Source organism: Oceanobacillus indicireducens, assembly GCF_014647195.1.
In the GTDB taxonomy this organism is placed as follows: domain Bacteria; phylum Bacillota; class Bacilli; order Bacillales; family Amphibacillaceae; genus Oceanobacillus; species Oceanobacillus indicireducens.
Window position 1 is genome coordinate 12,725 of sequence record NZ_BMOS01000019.1, and the last position, 18,600, is coordinate 31,324.

Here is an 18,600-nt window from a genome sequence, read left to right on the forward strand (position 1 = left end):
ACGATGTTGACGGATCATGCTTGATAGGGATGAACTGCTTTAATGATTTAGGTGCCAAAGTTGAGTATAAGAGCAAAAATTGAATACAAAATATGACATAGACTAAAGGCGTAATCTATCTGGCTCACCAGCTACCCGCAAAGCAAAAATATTCCCTAAGCTGTAAACCGTGCCTTGAATCTTGAGTTTATTCGGAAGTACATCACATAGAAAAGGTTATGTCTTCGCCTCTTTGTGTATAAAGAATATGAATTTCATTTGTAATAGCATTGTAATTATCGTAATGTGTAGATTTATGATAAAATAGTAAGGGTGTTTACTTGCGATTAGGAGCGTTCATTCATGTCAAAAAAAGTTTTACTCATGACCCAGAATTTCTATCCCGTCATCGGGAGCTCCGGCAATCGGATGAAGAACATTTATCAACTGCTGAATGAAAACGGCATTGATGCAGATGTATTAACGACCGAACCGGCTTACCCGAATAAGAATATGTACAAAGATAGCGAATTTTGGGATGAAGAATCATTAAACGAAGAAAAACATAAAATTATACGAGTTCCAATTAAAAATAATCGATTTCAAAATCATATTTTAAGCAGATTATTTTTTTATTTGGAAATCATGTACCGCTTCTTGCTCGAACTATGGAAACTGAGAAAGAACGGCTACGATTATATATTAGTAAGTACACCGCCAATCTTTATCGTATTCTCCGCTTTTATCGGGAAATACGTCTTAAAATCGAAACTGATTCTTGAAGTTCGTGATCTTTGGCCGGATAGTCTTATTGGAGTAAAGACTTTCCATAATAAACCGATCATTAAAATCTTCCGCTATCTTGAGAAGAAGATGTACAGAAAGGCAGACTCCATTGTGATCAATAGTATCGGCTTCTATGATCATATCAAAGTAAAACTCAAGGAAGACAAGCCGATCACGTATATGCCGAACGGCCCCCGCCAGTATGAAATTACGGAAGAGAAACCGGGGACAAAGGAATTTCGTGTCGTCTATACAGGCAACCTCGGACTCGCCCAGGATATTGACCACCTCAAACAAGTGGCTAATTTGCTGCACGCGGAAGGAATCCGTTTTGATGTAATCGGTTATGGCGTTCGGACAGAAGAGTTTGTGAACTACTTAGCAGAAAATAATTTAAACACCGTCCACGTTCATAAACCGACAACGCGAAAGAAAAGTCTTGAACTTATTAAAAACAGCAATGTCGCAGTCGCTTTTCTCAATGATGAAGAAGTGTTTTCCACCGTCTTACCAGGGAAGATCATCGATTATATGACATGCAAGACACCAATCATTGCCGGTGTGAAAGGAACAGCCGCCGATATGATCACAGAGAACGAAACCGGGTTCACCTTCGATCAGGCAGATGTCGAGGGAATCGTTGCGAAAATTGTCGATTTAAAAAACGACAAAGTAACCGAACAGCAACTCGGGGAAAATGGTATCCGTACGGTCAAGGAATATTTTCTTTGGGAAAACAACATTAAGAAGTTAATTGATATTATTAAGTAATGAGGGAAAAATAAATGAAACGTGTAGGAATGTTTGTATGGAATCATTTCACGAATGATGCAAGGGTGCTTCGGGAATGTACGACATTATCCCGGAATGGATATGACGTCGAACTCATCTGTATTGATGACCCGAATGACCCGGACGTGAAGCAGTATGAAGAAGTGAATGAACATTTCCGTGTTCACCGGATGCGCAGATACCCAGTCACACTAGAACTGCTTCAGAAAGCATATCGCTTCACCGCAAAACATAAATGGCCAGCTCTTCCAATCCTAGCAGTCTGGGGTTTGATGCTTTATTTTATCCCAATAATCACGATTCTGCTAACAATTCTAGTTGGCCTATTATTAAAAACAAAAGTACGAGTCGTTTGGATCCGCGGGGCATTAATCCTGCGCATGATCATCAAAGGGCACCGTGGCAAATATGATATCTATCACTCCAATGACTTGAATACTATGCCACAAGGTTATATTAGTGCGAAATGGCGTTTTAAAAAGAAGCCGCTCATTTACGACTCGCATGAGGTCCAAACGAGCAGAACAGGTTATGATAGTCCGTGGTATAAACGCTTCGAACAATTTTTCATTAATCGTATGGACAGTATGATAGTTGAAAACGACACCCGAGCGAAATTTAATGAAGAACTTTACGGTTTTTACCCGCATGTGTTGCACAATTATCCATCCCTTGAGATCCAGCAAGTGGATGGAAAAGTTGATTTGCATGGCATACTTGGGCTCCCTAAAGATGAGAAAATTCTCCTCTATCAAGGGGGAATTCAGGCAGGAAGGGGTCTAGAAAAGCTAGTTGATGCCTATCCGTTATTTAATGAAGGAACTCTTGTCTTCATCGGTGATGGTAAAATTAAAGACAGTCTTGTGCAAACAGTGAAAGAAAGGAACTTGGAAGATGGCATTCGTTTCATTCCAAAGGTTCCTGTAAGAGACCTGCCGAAATATACGAAAAATGCCTATCTCGCGTTCCAAGTGTTGAATAATATCAACTTCAACCACTGGTCCGCTTCATCGAATAAATTATTCGAGTATATGATGAATGAAGTCCCGGTCGTCGCTTGTAACTTCCCAGAAATTGAAAAAGTCGTGGAAGAAAGTGAGGTTGGCGTCACAATCGACCCGCACAAACCGGAGGAAATCGCCAAAGGGGTAAACTATTTGCTTGAAAACCCTGATAAACGCTCTGAGTTTAGCGCTAATTGCAAAAATGCTCGAAAGAAGTATAATTGGGAGATAGAGCAAAAGTATCTGCTTGAAGTTTACGAGAAATACTAATCAAAAGTGGAAGCGCCCTTGCAGGTTAAAAACGCGATTTGTTTCGCAACACCTGGGACTGCGATTACTCGTCCCACCGAAGGGCGTTTGCACTAGCACATCCTGTGCGTCGTAGCGACGTACGGACTTCCGATTTTACCCGTAGGAGATAAAGGAAACATGCCCCTTTAGGGGTAGACGTGAGTTGGGCCTTGTCCCGTTCTTAGTCGGCCTTCCTTTTCTCCTTGAGTCGATGTTGACTTATCGTACGAAGGTGAAGGAAGTCCGCTAGTCGCTGGGCGCTGGAGCTAGACGTTGCTGAAACACGCAAAACTAACAAAAAATCTATACTAAAAAGAAAGAAGGAATTCATTGTGAAATTATGTACCATCGGATTAGGATATATTGGACTACCGACTTCCATTATGTTTGCGAACTATGGAGTAGAAACAATCGGCGTCGATGTGAAAAAAGAAGCAGTGGACATGTTGAATAATGGAACCATTCATATAGAAGAGCCAGGTTTACAAGAAGCATTAGAAGAAGCCATGGAAAAAGGAAACTTCCGTGCATCCTTAACACCGGAGCAAGCTGACGTATTTATTATCGCCGTTCCAACGCCAAATAAACCGGACGAGCACCGTTCAATGGATATCACGTATGTTATGCAAGCAATCGACAACATGATTCCGGTTCTTGAAAAAGGAAATGTCGTTATCGTTGAATCAACAATCGCACCACGTACGATGGATGACTATGTAAAACCGCGCCTAGAAGAAGCGGGCTTCACAATCGGTGAAGATATCTATCTAGTACATTGCCCAGAGCGCGTACTTCCAGGTCAAATCATGCACGAACTTATATACAACAACCGGATCGTCGGTGGAATCACCGAAGCTTGTACGGATAAAGGTGCCGACGTTTACAGTACATTTGTTAAAGGTGAACTCATCAAAACAAATGCTCGTACAGCAGAAATGTCCAAATTAATGGAAAACACATACCGTGACGTGAATATTGCTCTGGCAAACGAACTTGCGAAAGTATCGAACGAGCTTGGCATCAACGCGCTAGAAGTAATTGAAATGGCGAACAAACATCCACGTGTTAATTTACACACACCTGGACCAGGAGTTGGCGGACACTGCCTTGCAGTCGATCCGTACTTTATCATATCCAAAGCGCCAGAAGCTTCAAAAATCATCAGTCTTTCCCGTGACGTAAACAATTCCATGCCGGAATATGTAGTAAGTGCCGCAGAAAGTCTTGTGAAAAAACATAACGGTAAGAAAATCACAATCTTCGGCCTCACCTATAAAGGAAACGTCGATGATATCCGTGAAAGCCCAGCAATGGAAATCTATGAAATCTTAAACAAAAAATCAGAATATGAAGTGGTAGCCTACGATCCGCACGTTTCGTTGAGCTTCGTCGAACAAGACTTAGACAAAGCACTTGACGGATCCAACTTAGTCTTAATCCTAAGCGACCACAACCAATTCAAAGAACTAACAGACGAAGCATTCAACAAAATGAACAACAAACAAATATTCGACACCAAAAACATCGTCCAAAAACACTCAGACGATATTGCCTACATTAACTACGGTAATTTATACGAGTATCTCTAAATGCTTGAAGAAGTTGGGGGAGTTTTTAAAGAAAGCAATAGATTTGTTTTGTTTAACTAGATGTAAATCCGAACAACGTCTTTATCAGCTCCGGGAATATACGGAGACTTCAGTGGGGGCCGGCATTGGTCACGTCCTGTGACCAATGCCGGCACTAGAACATCCTGTTTGTCGGACGGCCTAGGTGGTGAGACCTCGCAGAGCGCAAAGCGTGCGAGACAGGCTAAGAACACGCTTGTATGTGGGAACGTCTGCGTTAACTCGTCCTGTGCGTCGAGGAACACCAGCCGCCCACGGAAAGCGATGTATATTACCGGAGCAAGATAAGAGGCACCCAATATGTCTTGTTCGGATTTACTTCTCAAGCTAGTATTGACTCCCAACCTTTGACTTTGATACACCACTATAAATTACAAAAATAAAGGAAGCTAATGCATATGTTTAATTCAGTAAGACAAGTAGTCAAGGAACAACTTGACCATAAAGATCTTATTTTCCGAATGGCCAGCTTTGAAATCAAAGGAATGTACCAACTACATTACCTCGGATCACTCTGGCAAGTCATCAACCCAGCCATTCAAGTAAGCATTTACTGGTTTGTATTTGGCTTAGGAATCAGAGGGGGAGAACCGGTACAAACATCAACCGGTGAAATTCCCTTTTTCCTGTGGATGCTAATGGGACTCATTCCTTGGTTCTTCATCAGCCCAGCCATTATCCAAGGCTCCAACAGTGTCTACCAGAAAGTGAACATGGTTTCCAAGATGAACTTCCCTGTCAGCTTACTTCCGACGATTCGGATTATCGGTAACAGCTTGCAGTTCTTCATCTTAATGACACTTCTGATGATCGTACTATTTATTTACGGGTTCACCCCGACCATTTATTTCATACAAATCATCTATTATATCATTAGTATGTTCGCTTTCCTGTTTTCTTTTGCATTACTTAGTTCTACAATATCAACGCTAATACGGGACTATCAAATGTTGCTACAGTCGATGGTACGGATGGTTCTGTACTTATCACCAATCCTTTGGGACCCGTCAGCAGGCCGTGTTCCAGACTGGATGGCCGACGTCCTGCAATTGAACCCGATTTACTATATTATTGAAGGATTTAGGGATTCCTTCCTGGGGAGAGGCTGGTTCTTTGAAGATCCACTCTATCTTATCTACTTCTGGGCTTTAACCCTAACAATTTTAGTCATCGGTTCGAGCGTCCATTTGCAGTTCCGGAAGAATTTCGTAGATTATCTATAATTAAATGAGGTTTTCTTATGGAAAAGAAATTAAAAGTAGAATTTAAAAATGTATATAAATCATTCGAAATGCATGCCAAGCAGAAAGAGAAACTAATGGAACTCTTTTCGATTAAGCGCAGGAAACAGCGAAAAGAATTCGTCGCTGTAAAAGACGTCTCCTTCAAAGTGTATGAAGGAGAAAGTGTCGGGATTATCGGATTGAACGGTTCCGGGAAATCAACCATTTCGAATATGCTTGCCCGCGTTATCCAACCGACAAGCGGTGAAATTACAATCAATGGAGAGACTTCCTTGATTGCTATTTCAGCAGGTTTAAACAATAACCTGACAGGTATTGAAAACATTCAGCTTAAATGTATGATGCACGGTTTAAAAGATGAAGAAATTGAACGTCTCACACCGGATATCATTGAATTCGCCGAAATTGGTGATTATATTAAGCAACCAGTGAAAAACTATTCAAGCGGGATGCGTTCCCGTCTCGGGTTTTCCATTTCCGTTCATACGGATCCTGACGTCCTTGTCATTGATGAAGCATTATCTGTCGGTGACTCTACCTATGCCCAGCGTAGTTTAGAGAAAATGAATGAATTTAGAAAGCGCGGCAAGACCATCTTCTTCATCAGCCACTCCGCTGCCCAAGTGAAGCAATTCTGTGATACAGCAATCTGGATTCACTACGGGGAAATGAAGATGATGGGCGACTCAGGAGACGTACAAAAAGAATACCAGCAGTTCATTAACTGGTTTAATAAATTAAGTCAGGAAGAAAAAGTAGCCTATAAAAATAAAATGCTCGCAAGCCAAACAAGTACACCAGACAATGAATTAGTTCCACAAAGAGAAAACATCAAAAAGAGAAACATCAGAAACCTCGTCACAAGCGGGGTCATGCTATCGATTGTTGCAGTACTGGGGGTCCTCTTAGGATTAGGTTATTAGTTTTTAAATCAAAGGGGAGAGACGGCATGAAATTTAATGAATCAACTTATCAGGGAAGTACAAAGGAAGTAACCTACACACTGGAGGAAGCGGAATATAACACAGATTATCTCATCATCGTTTTCTCCGGTTTTTCTCCAATAACTGCTGCGAACCAATACCGTTACAATTATGTTCGCACTCTAAGAAGAGTCGACGCACACAAACTGTTCATCCTAGACAAAGACGGACCACGGGGCAGTTATTATTTAGGGAAAGAGATGAGCTTTGATTTTGAACAATCAGTCAGTGAACTAATCCATGACACGATTGATAGGCTCAAGGTAGATAAAGAAAAAGTAATTACGGCGGGCACTTCAAAAGGGGGAAGTGCAGCCATTTACTATGCGTTGAAATATAAGTTGGGTCAAGCAATTGCAGGCGCCCCGCAAACAAAGATTGCAGATTACATTACACGATACGCCGAAGAAACCGCAGCCCATGTGATTGGAGAAACGAGTAAGGAAGAGAAGATCAAACAGCTCAACGCTCTGATTGTTGATGAACTTGCTAACAATAACGAAACACTCCTCACCATCTTAGGGAGCGTCCATGATAAACAATACCCAGATCATATCGTTCCCTTCGTAGAGGAGATGGAAAAAAGAAATCATCCTTATACCTTATTGTTGGATGAGAACATTAAAAGTCACGGCGATATAGCTAAACATTACCCGGATTTTATTGTCAATAAACTGCTTGACCAGATAAATGGATTCACCGTCGAACCAGTCAGCTATCAATTTTCAGACGATGCATTTATGATTACGACAGACACGGTGCCACCACCCGGTTACAGTGCAAAAATCCGCTTTTACGATGGCGATAACGTCCTGCGGGAAATGGACTATGACAACGGCTGGCATACCTTTCCGTTGAACTTATCCAAGCCAACAATTATTACAGTTTCCTATTGCCTCGTAAAGAATTGCTCTGCTGCATTCCGTGACGATGTAGGAGAACATTTTATTAGCGATACGAACGTCATTTGCAATCCTACCATTGAACAAAAAGATGCTGCAATCCACTTTGCTTTGAACCTTGATACAGAACAGAATGTTAAATTTGCTTTTTACACCTATTATAATCGCAAAATTATTGATAAAATAATGTATCAAGAGAAGCAAACGATGACCTACACGCCACAAGAGCCGGGCAGATATTTTATAAAATACTTCATCATGCTGCCGTCCGGCGAGAAGGTCACCGGCAAATCAGATGAAATACATATAGGCGAGATTGGAGTTCTAGCACATGAAGAAAAATACGGATCGAGTAAGTGAAGCATATTATGATGAACTGGGATCGGAATTCGGTAAGAAGGTAAGAGACCGAATCCACTGGATTTTAGCCTCGAGTAAAGGGGAAACCATTCTTGACGTCGGCTGCTCCCAAGGTCTTGTTTCCATCCTGCTTGCCAGGGAAGGGAAGAAGGTCGTAGGTATCGACATGTTAGAAGATGCGATCGAATACGCCAAGGAACAACTCGAACAAGAAGAAGAACCAACAAGAAGACATCTCGAATTAATCCATGATAATTTTGTAAGTCACAGCTTCAGCACGACCTTTGATTGTATCGTCATGGGGGAAATTCTTGAACACCTATCTGATCCCGACCGTTTTATCACGAAGGCAATCAGCTTGCTGAATCCTGGAGGAAAGCTAATCATTACCGTACCATTCGGTATTAATGATTACTTCGACCACAAACATACGTATTATATGAAAGATTTATTCGCGTTCCAGACGAATGAACTCCATCTATCCGAAGTGAAATTCCTGAATGGTTGGGTCGGCGCACTCTACCAGAAGGACGCCACATCAACAAATAAACCAATAGACGAGACAATGCTTACGGAACTAGAGGCGGCTCTCGTCCAACACGAACGGAAATATGTGAAGCAGCTGCTCGAATTAAAGGAAGAACGGGACGAGCTGAAAGACAGTGCAGAGGATAAATACCTTCAGGAAAAGATGGAAAAGGTAAGAGCCCAACAAGAGCTTTACCTGCAATACCAGGCCGAAGAAGAACTGCTCAAGAAAATCGATCAGTTGGAAGAACAATATAAGAGCCTGCGCATGAAATATAATAACTTAAAGTCATCGAAGCTAGGAAAACTAACGACAAAATATTGGAAATGGCGAAGAAAAAGGAGTAATTAGATGTATTCCAATAAGACAAGACTAAAGACAATTCAAGATAAGAAGAGGGAACTGCTGAACCGCATGCTGAAAGAAGTGAAAATGCTTCAAGATGCAGGAGTGGAGCTTGATCCTGGCTTACTGAAGCTCTCTGAAAAAGCTATTGAACAAATGAGTCCAGCAGAACTGGCGATGAGTTATCAACAGCTTAAGGATGAGAAGAGTGATGTCGATTTCTTAGAAAGAATTCAACCAATCCTTGATACGATCCCTGTTACAAACGGCGGACGTTTCTATCAACCGATTGATTTAAAAATTGGAATCATTGCTGACGAATTTCTCTTTTATTCTTACGAGAATGCCGCGAACATGGTTTATATCACGAGAGAGAATTACAAAGAACATGAAGACATTGACGTATTCATCGTCGCTTCTGCTTGGAAAGGCCTTGACCTCTCATGGAGAGGGTTAGGAAATCCGAATAACACGAACCTGCGGGAAGAATTATACGAAATGATTTCCTATTACCGGGCGAAGGATATTAAGATTGTTTTCTATTCCAAAGAAGACCCAACGAATTATGATGCATTCGTCGATATCGCGAAGCACTGTGATTATATCTTCACAACCGCGAAAGAGAAAATAAATGACTATAAAGAATACTGTAATAATGACAATGTCTTCGCCCTCGAATTCGGCTTTAACCCGATTTATAATAACCCGGTTGGAATGAAGCAGACGGAGAAACTGGATGGGGCGATTTTTGCCGGGTCCTGGTATGAGAAATATCCGCACCGTAAAAAAGATACGAAAATGATTTTCGACGGGGTTATCCATGCGAATAAAGAATTAAAGATCATTGACCGGAATTATCATCTGAACTTGAATCGACATTTCTTCCCAAGGGAATATATACGTCATCTATCACCAAGCATTGAGCACCAGACATTACAGAAAGTGTTCAAGCTGTATAACTGGGTCATCAACCTGAATTCCGTCCAGAAGAGTGAGACGATGTTCGCCAACCGGGTGTACGAACTCCAGGCAATGGGGAACTTGATCCTCTCAAACTATAGTCTCGGAATCAATAACCTATTCCCGAATATTTTCATCATCGACAGTACCGAGGAAATCAGTGACATTATGAATAATGTGACGGATAAGGAACTGTACATGCATCAGATGGAAGGGGTACGGACGGTAATGAGACAACACACGACATTCCACAGGCTAAACGACTTACTGCAAAAAATCGGCTACGAGCGGTCCTTTATTAAGGACCGTAAAATCGCTGTCGTATTCGAGCCAGGTGATGACAAGGCGCAGGAGAATTTCCAACGTCAATCCTACCCACATAAAACAATTGTGACGGCGGAATACGTGGCAGACTATTATGAAGAATTCGATTATATTACCTTCTTCCATCCCGATTATGAATACGGGGAATACTACCTAGAGGACTTAATCAATGGCTTTAAATATACTGATTCCTCGTATGTTACGAAAGATGCCTACTACAACCATGGAGAACTGCAAGAAGGTGTAGAGCATGACTTCGTATCGACTGTAAACGATAAGTATAAAACTGTGTTTGATACAACTGATTTTACGTTAAAAGAATTGCTTGAGCTGGATGGTTCATTAGAGAGAGGGAATGGATACAGCATTGACTCCCTGGAGCTTGATGTGAACCCGGTAGTAGAGCGTGAAGATGATGCAGCATACAAACTATCCGTTATCATCCCAGTTTATAACAACGGCCGCCATCTCTATAGCAAATGCTTTATGAGTCTGAAACGCTCGTCCATTTTCCATGATATGGACATTATTCTCGTGGATGACGGATCGACGGACAACGAAACATTGAAAATGGTTGACCGACTCGAGCGACTTTATCCGAATATCCAGACGTATAAATTCGATGACAATGGAAGTGGCAGTGCATCCCGACCAAGAAATAAAGGGTTTGAACTTGCGAAAGCGGATCTCATCACTTACCTTGATCCAGATAACGAGGCAGTGAATGACAGCTATGCGCATTTATTGAAAGAAATGGAAGAGAATCCATATCTCGACCTCGTCGTTGGGGATATTATCAAATACGATACCGAGCGAAAAGTCATGAACTACTCGAAAAATGCATTCAAATGGGATAGTTCAGGTATCGTCTCAGATACTCGGGCGTTCTTACATGACTCGATGCTCCGTGCTCAAAGTATCCAAGCGCTAATTGTGAAGAAAAAAATCATCGCAGACAACAATCTGCAAATGGTGGAAAGAGCAGTCGGCCAAGACACCTTGTTCTTCCAACAACTCATTTTGAACTGTAATACATTCAAGGCAGTCGACCGTATTATTCATATTTACTACGCTGCTGTAACGACATCCGTAACGAACAGCATCTCAAAACGCTTCTTTGAGAAATATCTCATCTTGGAAAGAAAAAGATATGAGTTTTTGGAGGAAGAAGGTTTGCTCGATCTCTATCTCACCAATCGATTCAACAGTTACTTTGTCGGCTGGTACCTCGTCCGGGTACCGCGCTTGAAAGAGGAGGAAGCAGAAGAAAGCTTGAAGATCCTCTATCAAATTTACGATATTTATCGCAAAAAGGTAATCGACAAAGCACCAATCATCGAGATGTTTGAAAAATCCATGCGTAAAGGCGAATACGAAGAGTTTATCAACTACTGCCGTGTTCACTTCAGCATGAAACGAGTAAAAGAGAAAAAATCTAAAGTAACAGCTTAAACGTGGGGATTAGACTTCCCCTCTTTTTTGTTAGGGAAAATTTGTCTGAAAAATGTCAAAGCATGGTAGAAAAACCAATATCATTTATGGTATCTTTAAAGATAAAGAAACAATGAGGAGGAAACGGAGCATTGAAGAAACAGGTTAACAAATTATTCGTTCTAGCCGTAGCAATCCTAGCATTAGGCCTACTTTCATTCGAACAAGTGCATGCAGATGAGACCGGCGCAATCACCTTTGACTTCGGGAAAAACAATGTAGAGCTGACTGACACATTGTCGATTGAAGTAGTTAATGACGAAGAAAATTCGACAATACGGATTATGGATTCAGGCGAGGAACTTTATCGGGAGGATCTCTCCCTCGTACAAGTCACGAACCTGTACCAAGTAAATGTTGAGAATGAGACTTATGGAATTATTACATATCGTTACGATGGTTCTGGAAACGGACTATACTTTGATGTAATGAAGCTATCCTCATCAGGCGTTGAAGAAGTATATACTTCTGAAGTGTTTGAACGGGCAACTTATGCCGTTACAGATGACGGAATTACCATCGAATACCCGGAATATGAGGAAGATGATGCGATGACAGAACCATCTGGACTTGTAGAGCAGCATTTTAAAATCAAAGGCAATCAAGTGGAAGCTGGGCAAGCCTCTCTATCCGATATTAGCTTGGAAAAGGATGCTTCCGCACAAGTAAACTATAAATATAAGAACCCATCCTATGCGGAAATCAACAAGATTTTAACAGAAGAAGCATTGAATGCAGGAATTGCTCCAGAGATTGTAAAAGCAATTGCCTATCAGGAAAGTAACTGGCAGCAGTTTTGGAACGAGGTACCAAGCCGTGTAAAAAATAATTGTAAGGTAACAGATGGTAAAAAACTAGCTTGGGACGGAACGAATGCCCTGCTCGGCTATGACTGTATCGGTATTGGTATTATGCAAGTTTCCAACCATATGTATAAGAAGGAAGGTCCGGAAAAAGACCAATATATTAAGAAACTAAAAGAAGATATTCGCTTCAACATTAAAGAAGGAATTCGTATTTTACAAGATAAATGGAAATACAAAAATGGCAGTAATCCTATTATTCCAACCGTGAATGATGGCGATCCGATGGTTATTGAAAACTGGTATTTCGCTATTATGGCTTATAACGGAATGCTACCGAGGAATAACCCATTAGCAAACCCATATACTGCTTATCAGGAAAATGTGTTTAAGAGATTACGAGATTTAACACTAATCGATATTACACCATTCCCGACACATACGCTTGAGCCATACAAGCTAGCAAATGAACAATTGCGTTTCCGTTCGAACAAGTATGAAATGACTGGACCGCAGCACTATTCCAGCCAATCACTTAAAAAAGGTGATACAGCTTACACGAATACACGCTCGTTGAACTTACGTAAAGGACCGAGCACAGGCTCAGATGTCGTCGCAAGTCTACCTAAAGGAACGAAATTAACGGTTACAGGAGAATATAGAGGAAACAACTCACGGGTCAACCAATATGTCTGGTTGCCAGTTCGGACAAACTCTGGACAAACTGGCTGGGTATCATCCAGTTATGTGACTGCTGGAGATTATGTGGATGTTTATCCGCTGGAAGGACAGAACCGTTTTGAAACAAGTGTCGCCATCACAAACCATGGTTGGCACTGGGAGCAACCGGAATATGCCGTTATCGGGCGCGGGGATTTACCGATTGACGCACTAACTGGAAGTGTGCTGGCATCAAGTTTAGATGGTCCATTATTACTAACGAGAAATGACCGCTTGACACCAGCTGTTGAGCAGGAGTTAAAACGAATCCAGCCGAAATATGTTTATATTCTCGGTGGTAAGGGTGCGATCTCCGCAAACGTCGAAAGTCAGCTGAAGAGTATGTTTAAAAATTCCCGAGTGGAACGACTGCAAGCAGACCTTCGATACGGAACAGCTGCCAAAGTGGCAGAAGTCATCGCTTCTAAAAATAAAGTAACGGAAGTCTTTGTAACAACTGGTGACGAGAAGTCATCCGACCCACTAGCGATCGCACCGTACGCAGGAGAGAAGAATATTCCAATCCTGCTTACGAATAAGAAGAAATTAAGTGATGAAGCACGAAACTTTATTACGAAAAACAAGATTTCTAAAGTAACGATTATCGGTGGAAAGACAGCTGTTTCCGCTAATGTAGAAAATGAGCTGAAAAAGTTAGTTGGTAAAGTGGAACGCGTTTCTGGAAAGGCTCGCTTTGATACGGGTCTAGCTATTATCAACAAGTATTACAACAAGAACCAATTAGATGATATCTTTGTCGCACAGGGGATGGATATAGCAGACGCATTAAGCACCGCCCCACTTGCAGCGAAGAAAGGGAGCCCACTCGTGCTCACACTATCCGATCAAGTACCGAAATCTGTAAATACTTGGTTGAAATCAAATACACCAACGAAGCCGGATATTTACTTCCTTGGTGGAAACAATGCAATTCAAAACAAAGTACGTAACAACATTATCAATCTAGTAAAATAGGTATTAGATAAGAACAAAAAAGAGAAAATCCCTCAATTCATGAGGGATTTTCTCTTTTTGTATAACTTATTTTAACAGCGGTACAAGCTCTTCCCTTACAAAAGGAGCGAGTGTACTTGAATATGTTGCCGTAATATGATGACTATCCGTATAGACCAATACATTTCCGACAACAGCTTTACAGTAGTCGTCCTCACAGAATCGGTCGGTAAAGTCAACATAATGCACATTCTCCGGTGGATTGTTTAACTGATCCCACGGTGCATCAGCAGGGAGAATCTCCTCCCGTTCCACCGCACAATCTAAATTATCCGCACCGTTTTCTTCTACACAGGAAGGAACATCAAAGGTAAAACGCGGGTTATCCCGAACGGCAAAGACTGGAATATCATGTTCCTCTAAGATTTCCCAAGCCTCGACATATCCGTCAGGCACTTCTTGACGCTGGGTAACATCCGCCGTTGTAAATACAAGATCCGGCTCCAACTCTAAAATAACTTCCATTAAGTTTGTATTCCATTCTGTACAATCTTCCTCATCAAATTCCTCGGTAGAGAAACGACAGCCACTCTTCGTATACGAGTTGATCTGTATTTTTTCCTCTTCTGCAAATCCTTGTAGGGCAGGTAGCCAGTGTGCAGAGTGCGAGCCGCCTACAAGTGCTACCGTATATTCAGGATTATCCGTTTCACCGTAAATACATTCAATAACTTCTGTCTCTCCAACAGCTTGGTGACAACCATCTGCATAAAGGTCTGGTTGGTCGTTCCGGGCTTGTACCGGAGTAGGGACAACCGGTTCACCCGTCTCACCGCTAACATCAGCAAAAGCTGTTACTGCCGCTCCTGGATAATCTTCTTCATTCACCACATCTGTCAGCTGGTCTTGCTGTTTAGCAATCGTCTGTGACCAGAATCCGGAGAGGACTAATACCGGAATCATGAAGAGAATAGCAATCGTCGCCGTCTTCCACTTCACGTTCAAGCTCTTTCTATTTCTGATTGGCTTCTCAACAAATTCTGTCGTCACATAAGCTAGGATGGCTGATAACAGCATAATGAGTAATCCTTCAAGCAGGCTAGCCGTTTCATTTCCTGTAATAAGGAAGTAAAAGATTAAGATTGGCCAATGCCAGAGGTAGAACCCGTAGGAAATGCCGCCGAATGTAACAAGTGGCTTCGAGCTAAGTAAGCCATAAGCACTATATTTACCACCCTGATTTCCAGCAATTAAAATGAACAGTGCACTGAGGACTGGCCATAATGCCGCGTAACCTGGGAATATGGTTGAGACTTGTAAAATCAAGCCACAGCTTACTAACCCGAAAAGGCCGAGCCAGCTCAAGATAATACTAATTTGTTTATTCACTTTAATGTTCGTAATCAGTAAGGCGAGAATTCCACCTGCGCTGAATTCCCATACTCTTGTAAACGTGTCGAAATATGCCCAAGGTTGATTCACATCTGTTTTATAAATCGAGTAACCAAGGGAAATAAAGAATACGACAATCAGTGTCCCGAGGAACACAGGTCTTACTTGCTTTTTGAAGATAAAACGAGCAAGCAGTATCGTTACAAGTAAGAGGAGCGGCCAAATAATATAGAACTGCCCCTGTAAAGACATTGCCCAGAAATGCTGGAATGGGCTAGCTTCATTATTCTGTGCTAGATAGTCTACTGAATTAATCGCGAGCTGCCAGTTCTCGAAATACAAGGCGGAAGCAAGTAATTCCTGAACGGTCTGATCCCATCTTACTTCCGGCAGCCAAATGATACAGGCAATCCCCGTAATAAATAGGACGGTAAAAGCAGCCGGGAACAATCGCTTCATCAACCTCAGAATAAAGCCGCTGAAATCAATCTTGCCGTATCGCTCATATCGCCCAAGCAAGGAAGTTGTAATTAGAAATCCTGCCACAACGAAGAATACATCGACCCCACCGGAAACATTTCCGAGCCAGATATGATAGACGGCAACGAGTATAGAAGCAACCGCCCGTAACCCTTCAATCTCCAGCCTAAACTTCCTGTCGGCTTTCTTGTATAAATCCATGTATCTCACGCTTTCCTTTTCATTGTTTATCGCAGTGTTACTGGCTACAGGACTCCCACCTCAAACGTTGGGGAACCCACCAATTAGAAATGGGATCTCCGCGCGATCAGTAACAGCCCGATTGGTTCCACTAACATTCAGTAGGGGAAGAAAAGCCCTACTGAATGAAGGTTCCCTTTATGATGCTTTCATTCTATTAAACTTACGTATTATGAATAAAGCACACCCTTAAGTTTACCGAATTACCGGTAACTTGTCTAATCCATATAATTCCTCAGCTTCCTTCATACTCGTGATAAGGACTGACCGGGTTCTCTTCCAGCGTAATAAAGTATTCCGGAACTGACTTCCAGCCGATCCCGTACATACCATTTGCAAAGTCTTCTTGCTTGTACGCGCGGCTCGCTTCAACAATGACATCTCGGTAATCTTCATCATAATTATCTTTTTTAATTTCCACATCTAGAGGAGTGAAATTATTCCCGAAGTAAAATGTCCCATCCTCAATTACACCTTCATCCATTAAATTACGAAGCGCATGTCCAGCATTCGCGTGATCTTCATGCGGGTCATAATAGCTGAATGTTTTATGACTTGCATTCGGGTAGCGTCCTTCATATTCCCGGATAACCTCCTCAACTTCTTCAACCTTTAAGGCACCATCTGAATACCCGATTTTTTCGACATTATCTGGATCCACACCAAGTATATCTACCGCAAGATCGAACTCCCGGTTCCTCGCGTCGGAAAATTCTTCTGGCGTTAAATCTAATTTCTCCCGGACAGCAGAATTCGCTCCGTCCGTTAATAGAACGACATGCACATCTCGCCCCTTTACGACATGGTCATGGATCGATACGCCAAATGTAATGACCTCATCGTCCTGGTGGGGGATATAATAGATGACTTCATCTAAATCCTTATGTAAAATATCAGAACGGAAAAAGAATACGAGGATTAATGCAGCGGCAAGCACAATGGCTCCAGCTGTAATATACTTTCTTTTATTCATCAAAGGACCTCCTTTCTCTGTTATTATATTACAATATTCGATACGAACAATTAAATTATGGTACAATTTTCTAAGGTTATAAGGAAAAGATGTTTTAAAAGTACTAGATTAGGGAATGTGATATCTATGAACAAAGCTATTAAAAAGAAAAGCAGAATCTACTCGCTGGACGTTACGCGAGGGTTTATTGTTTTCTTATCTATCTTTACATTCAGTATCCCAGGGGTATTCAGTCATGCGCCTTGGTATGGGCTAACGCTGCTTGACACGATCTTTCCGGCTTTCGTCACGATCTTTGGAACGAGTATGGCCATTGCTTACCAGAGAGGAGTAAGTGCAAAGCGGATGACGACCCGCACATTACGGTTGGTTATCTTTGGGTTATTGTTTAACATGGTAGCCGCTTGGTCGCTGGATTTGTCTACACTGAGGTTCACCGGGGTATTGCAGTTATTTGCCGTGCTAGGTGTGCTCACTGTCATCATTACTAAATACATTAAGCGAATCGGAGCTTTGATTGCGCTTAGCTTTATCATATTCGGCATTTACGGGGCTTCCTTGCTTATCGTAGGTACAGGATGTGAAGACGGGTTGCCACAGATGGGCTGTAATCCATCCCATTTAATTGATCCGGTAATATTCGGGGAGAACCATACATATGCTGGGGGGGGACGTGGTCACGATCCAGAAGGAATAGCAACAATGTTTTCCGCACTAGGCAATGTGTTGCTTGGATTTGCAGCAGGGAAAATTCTTCTGGATAAAGGGAGGAACGTTGCAAAACGCTTATTTACCTTTTCGACTATCCTTATACTTATCTCACTTGCGGTCAATGTGATTATTCCATTCAATAAGCGATTATGGTCGCCATCGTTTGGAATCATTACTGCCGGATTAACGATATTTATCCTAGCAATCTGTTATTTACTATTTGATAGAAAAGAACCAGCCGAAGTACACCCGTTTAAAAAATCCGTGCATTGGGTACTAGAAGCATATGGGAGAAACAGTTTCCTCGTTTACTTTGGGAAGTATGTCTTATATGCGGTTCTAATTAACACAAGTATCACGATTGGCGAACGTTCAGTCTTGCTAAACACCCTTTTGATGGAATTCTCGGGCAGTTTCGGACTTCCAGCTGAAATAATATATTTCATTATTTACTTTGGACTTTGGTTATTCATCACCCTTTATGCTCATAAAAATAAAATATACGTCAAAATTTAGTCTTTATTCCTATAAGTCTATTAGTAAAAAAATATCAAACAATTAATCTAAAAGCTATGGTATAATAACTTCCATAAGTTGCTATTTTGTTTACCAACAACAAAAAATCTATTATTCCTCCACAGAGCGGGTGACGTTTTACACGTTACGACATTACATAACAGATCCGACACCTAGAACCTTCCGCTTACAT

The 18,600-nt window shown here is 41.6% G+C and carries 12 protein-coding genes; 10 read left to right on the top strand and 2 right to left on the bottom strand.

Features of this window, described 5'->3' with window-relative positions; genetic code table 11:
* Positions 1-342: 342 nt before the first annotated feature.
* The 9 genes from IEX94_RS12815 to IEX94_RS12855 all read left to right on the top strand — a co-directional run bounded on the left by IEX94_RS12815 (position 343) and on the right by IEX94_RS12855 (position 14,116).
* Positions 343-1,536: a glycosyltransferase family 4 protein gene (locus tag IEX94_RS12815; RefSeq protein ID WP_188857979.1), complete on the top strand. Its 1,194-nt coding sequence runs from the start codon at positions 343-345 to the stop codon at positions 1,534-1,536.
* 14 nt (positions 1,537-1,550) lie between these two features.
* On the top strand, positions 1,551-2,831 hold the full coding sequence (locus IEX94_RS12820) for a glycosyltransferase (RefSeq protein ID WP_229782713.1): 1,281 nt from the start codon (positions 1,551-1,553) through the stop codon (positions 2,829-2,831).
* Positions 2,832-3,184: 353 nt separating this feature from the next.
* On the top strand, positions 3,185-4,441 hold the full coding sequence (locus IEX94_RS12825) for a nucleotide sugar dehydrogenase (protein ID WP_188857981.1): 1,257 nt from the start codon (positions 3,185-3,187) through the stop codon (positions 4,439-4,441).
* 437 nt (positions 4,442-4,878) lie between these two features.
* Entirely contained in the window at positions 4,879-5,703 is an 825-nt protein-coding gene (locus IEX94_RS12830; RefSeq protein ID WP_188857984.1) for an ABC transporter permease, read from the top strand.
* A 17-nt stretch (positions 5,704-5,720) separates the two neighbouring features.
* Positions 5,721-6,647 carry an ABC transporter ATP-binding protein gene (locus tag IEX94_RS12835; RefSeq protein ID WP_188857986.1) on the top strand — a complete coding sequence of 309 codons (927 nt, stop codon included), beginning with the start codon at positions 5,721-5,723 and terminating at the stop codon, positions 6,645-6,647.
* A 26-nt stretch (positions 6,648-6,673) separates the two neighbouring features.
* Positions 6,674-7,969 (top strand): accessory Sec system protein Asp2, encoded by a 1,296-nt coding sequence (locus IEX94_RS12840; protein WP_188857988.1) that lies wholly within the window; start codon positions 6,674-6,676, stop codon positions 7,967-7,969.
* A complete protein-coding gene (locus IEX94_RS12845; protein ID WP_188857990.1) occupies positions 7,941-8,849 on the top strand; it encodes a class I SAM-dependent methyltransferase in 909 nt (302 codons plus the stop codon). Before IEX94_RS12840 ends, IEX94_RS12845 begins: the two co-directional genes overlap by 29 nt.
* Positions 8,850-11,579 carry a glycosyltransferase gene (locus tag IEX94_RS12850; protein ID WP_188857992.1) on the top strand — a complete coding sequence of 910 codons (2,730 nt, stop codon included), beginning with the start codon at positions 8,850-8,852 and terminating at the stop codon, positions 11,577-11,579. It begins immediately after the preceding gene.
* A 131-nt stretch (positions 11,580-11,710) separates the two neighbouring features.
* On the top strand, positions 11,711-14,116 hold the full coding sequence (locus IEX94_RS12855) for a cell wall-binding repeat-containing protein (protein ID WP_188857994.1): 2,406 nt from the start codon (positions 11,711-11,713) through the stop codon (positions 14,114-14,116).
* A gap of 66 nt (positions 14,117-14,182) precedes the next feature.
* On the opposite strand, the gene IEX94_RS12860 is transcribed toward IEX94_RS12855, so the two are convergent.
* Positions 14,183-16,168: an acyltransferase family protein gene (locus tag IEX94_RS12860; RefSeq protein ID WP_188857997.1), complete on the bottom strand. Its 1,986-nt coding sequence runs from the start codon at positions 16,166-16,168 to the stop codon at positions 14,183-14,185.
* Positions 16,169-16,442: 274 nt separating this feature from the next.
* Positions 16,443-17,180: a PIG-L deacetylase family protein gene (locus tag IEX94_RS12865; protein WP_188857998.1), complete on the bottom strand. Its 738-nt coding sequence runs from the start codon at positions 17,178-17,180 to the stop codon at positions 16,443-16,445.
* A gap of 126 nt (positions 17,181-17,306) precedes the next feature.
* On the opposite strand from IEX94_RS12865, the gene IEX94_RS12870 reads away from it, so the two are divergent.
* Entirely contained in the window at positions 17,307-18,407 is a 1,101-nt protein-coding gene (locus tag IEX94_RS12870) for a heparan-alpha-glucosaminide N-acetyltransferase domain-containing protein (protein ID WP_188857999.1), read from the top strand.
* Positions 18,408-18,600: the final 193 nt, after the last annotated feature.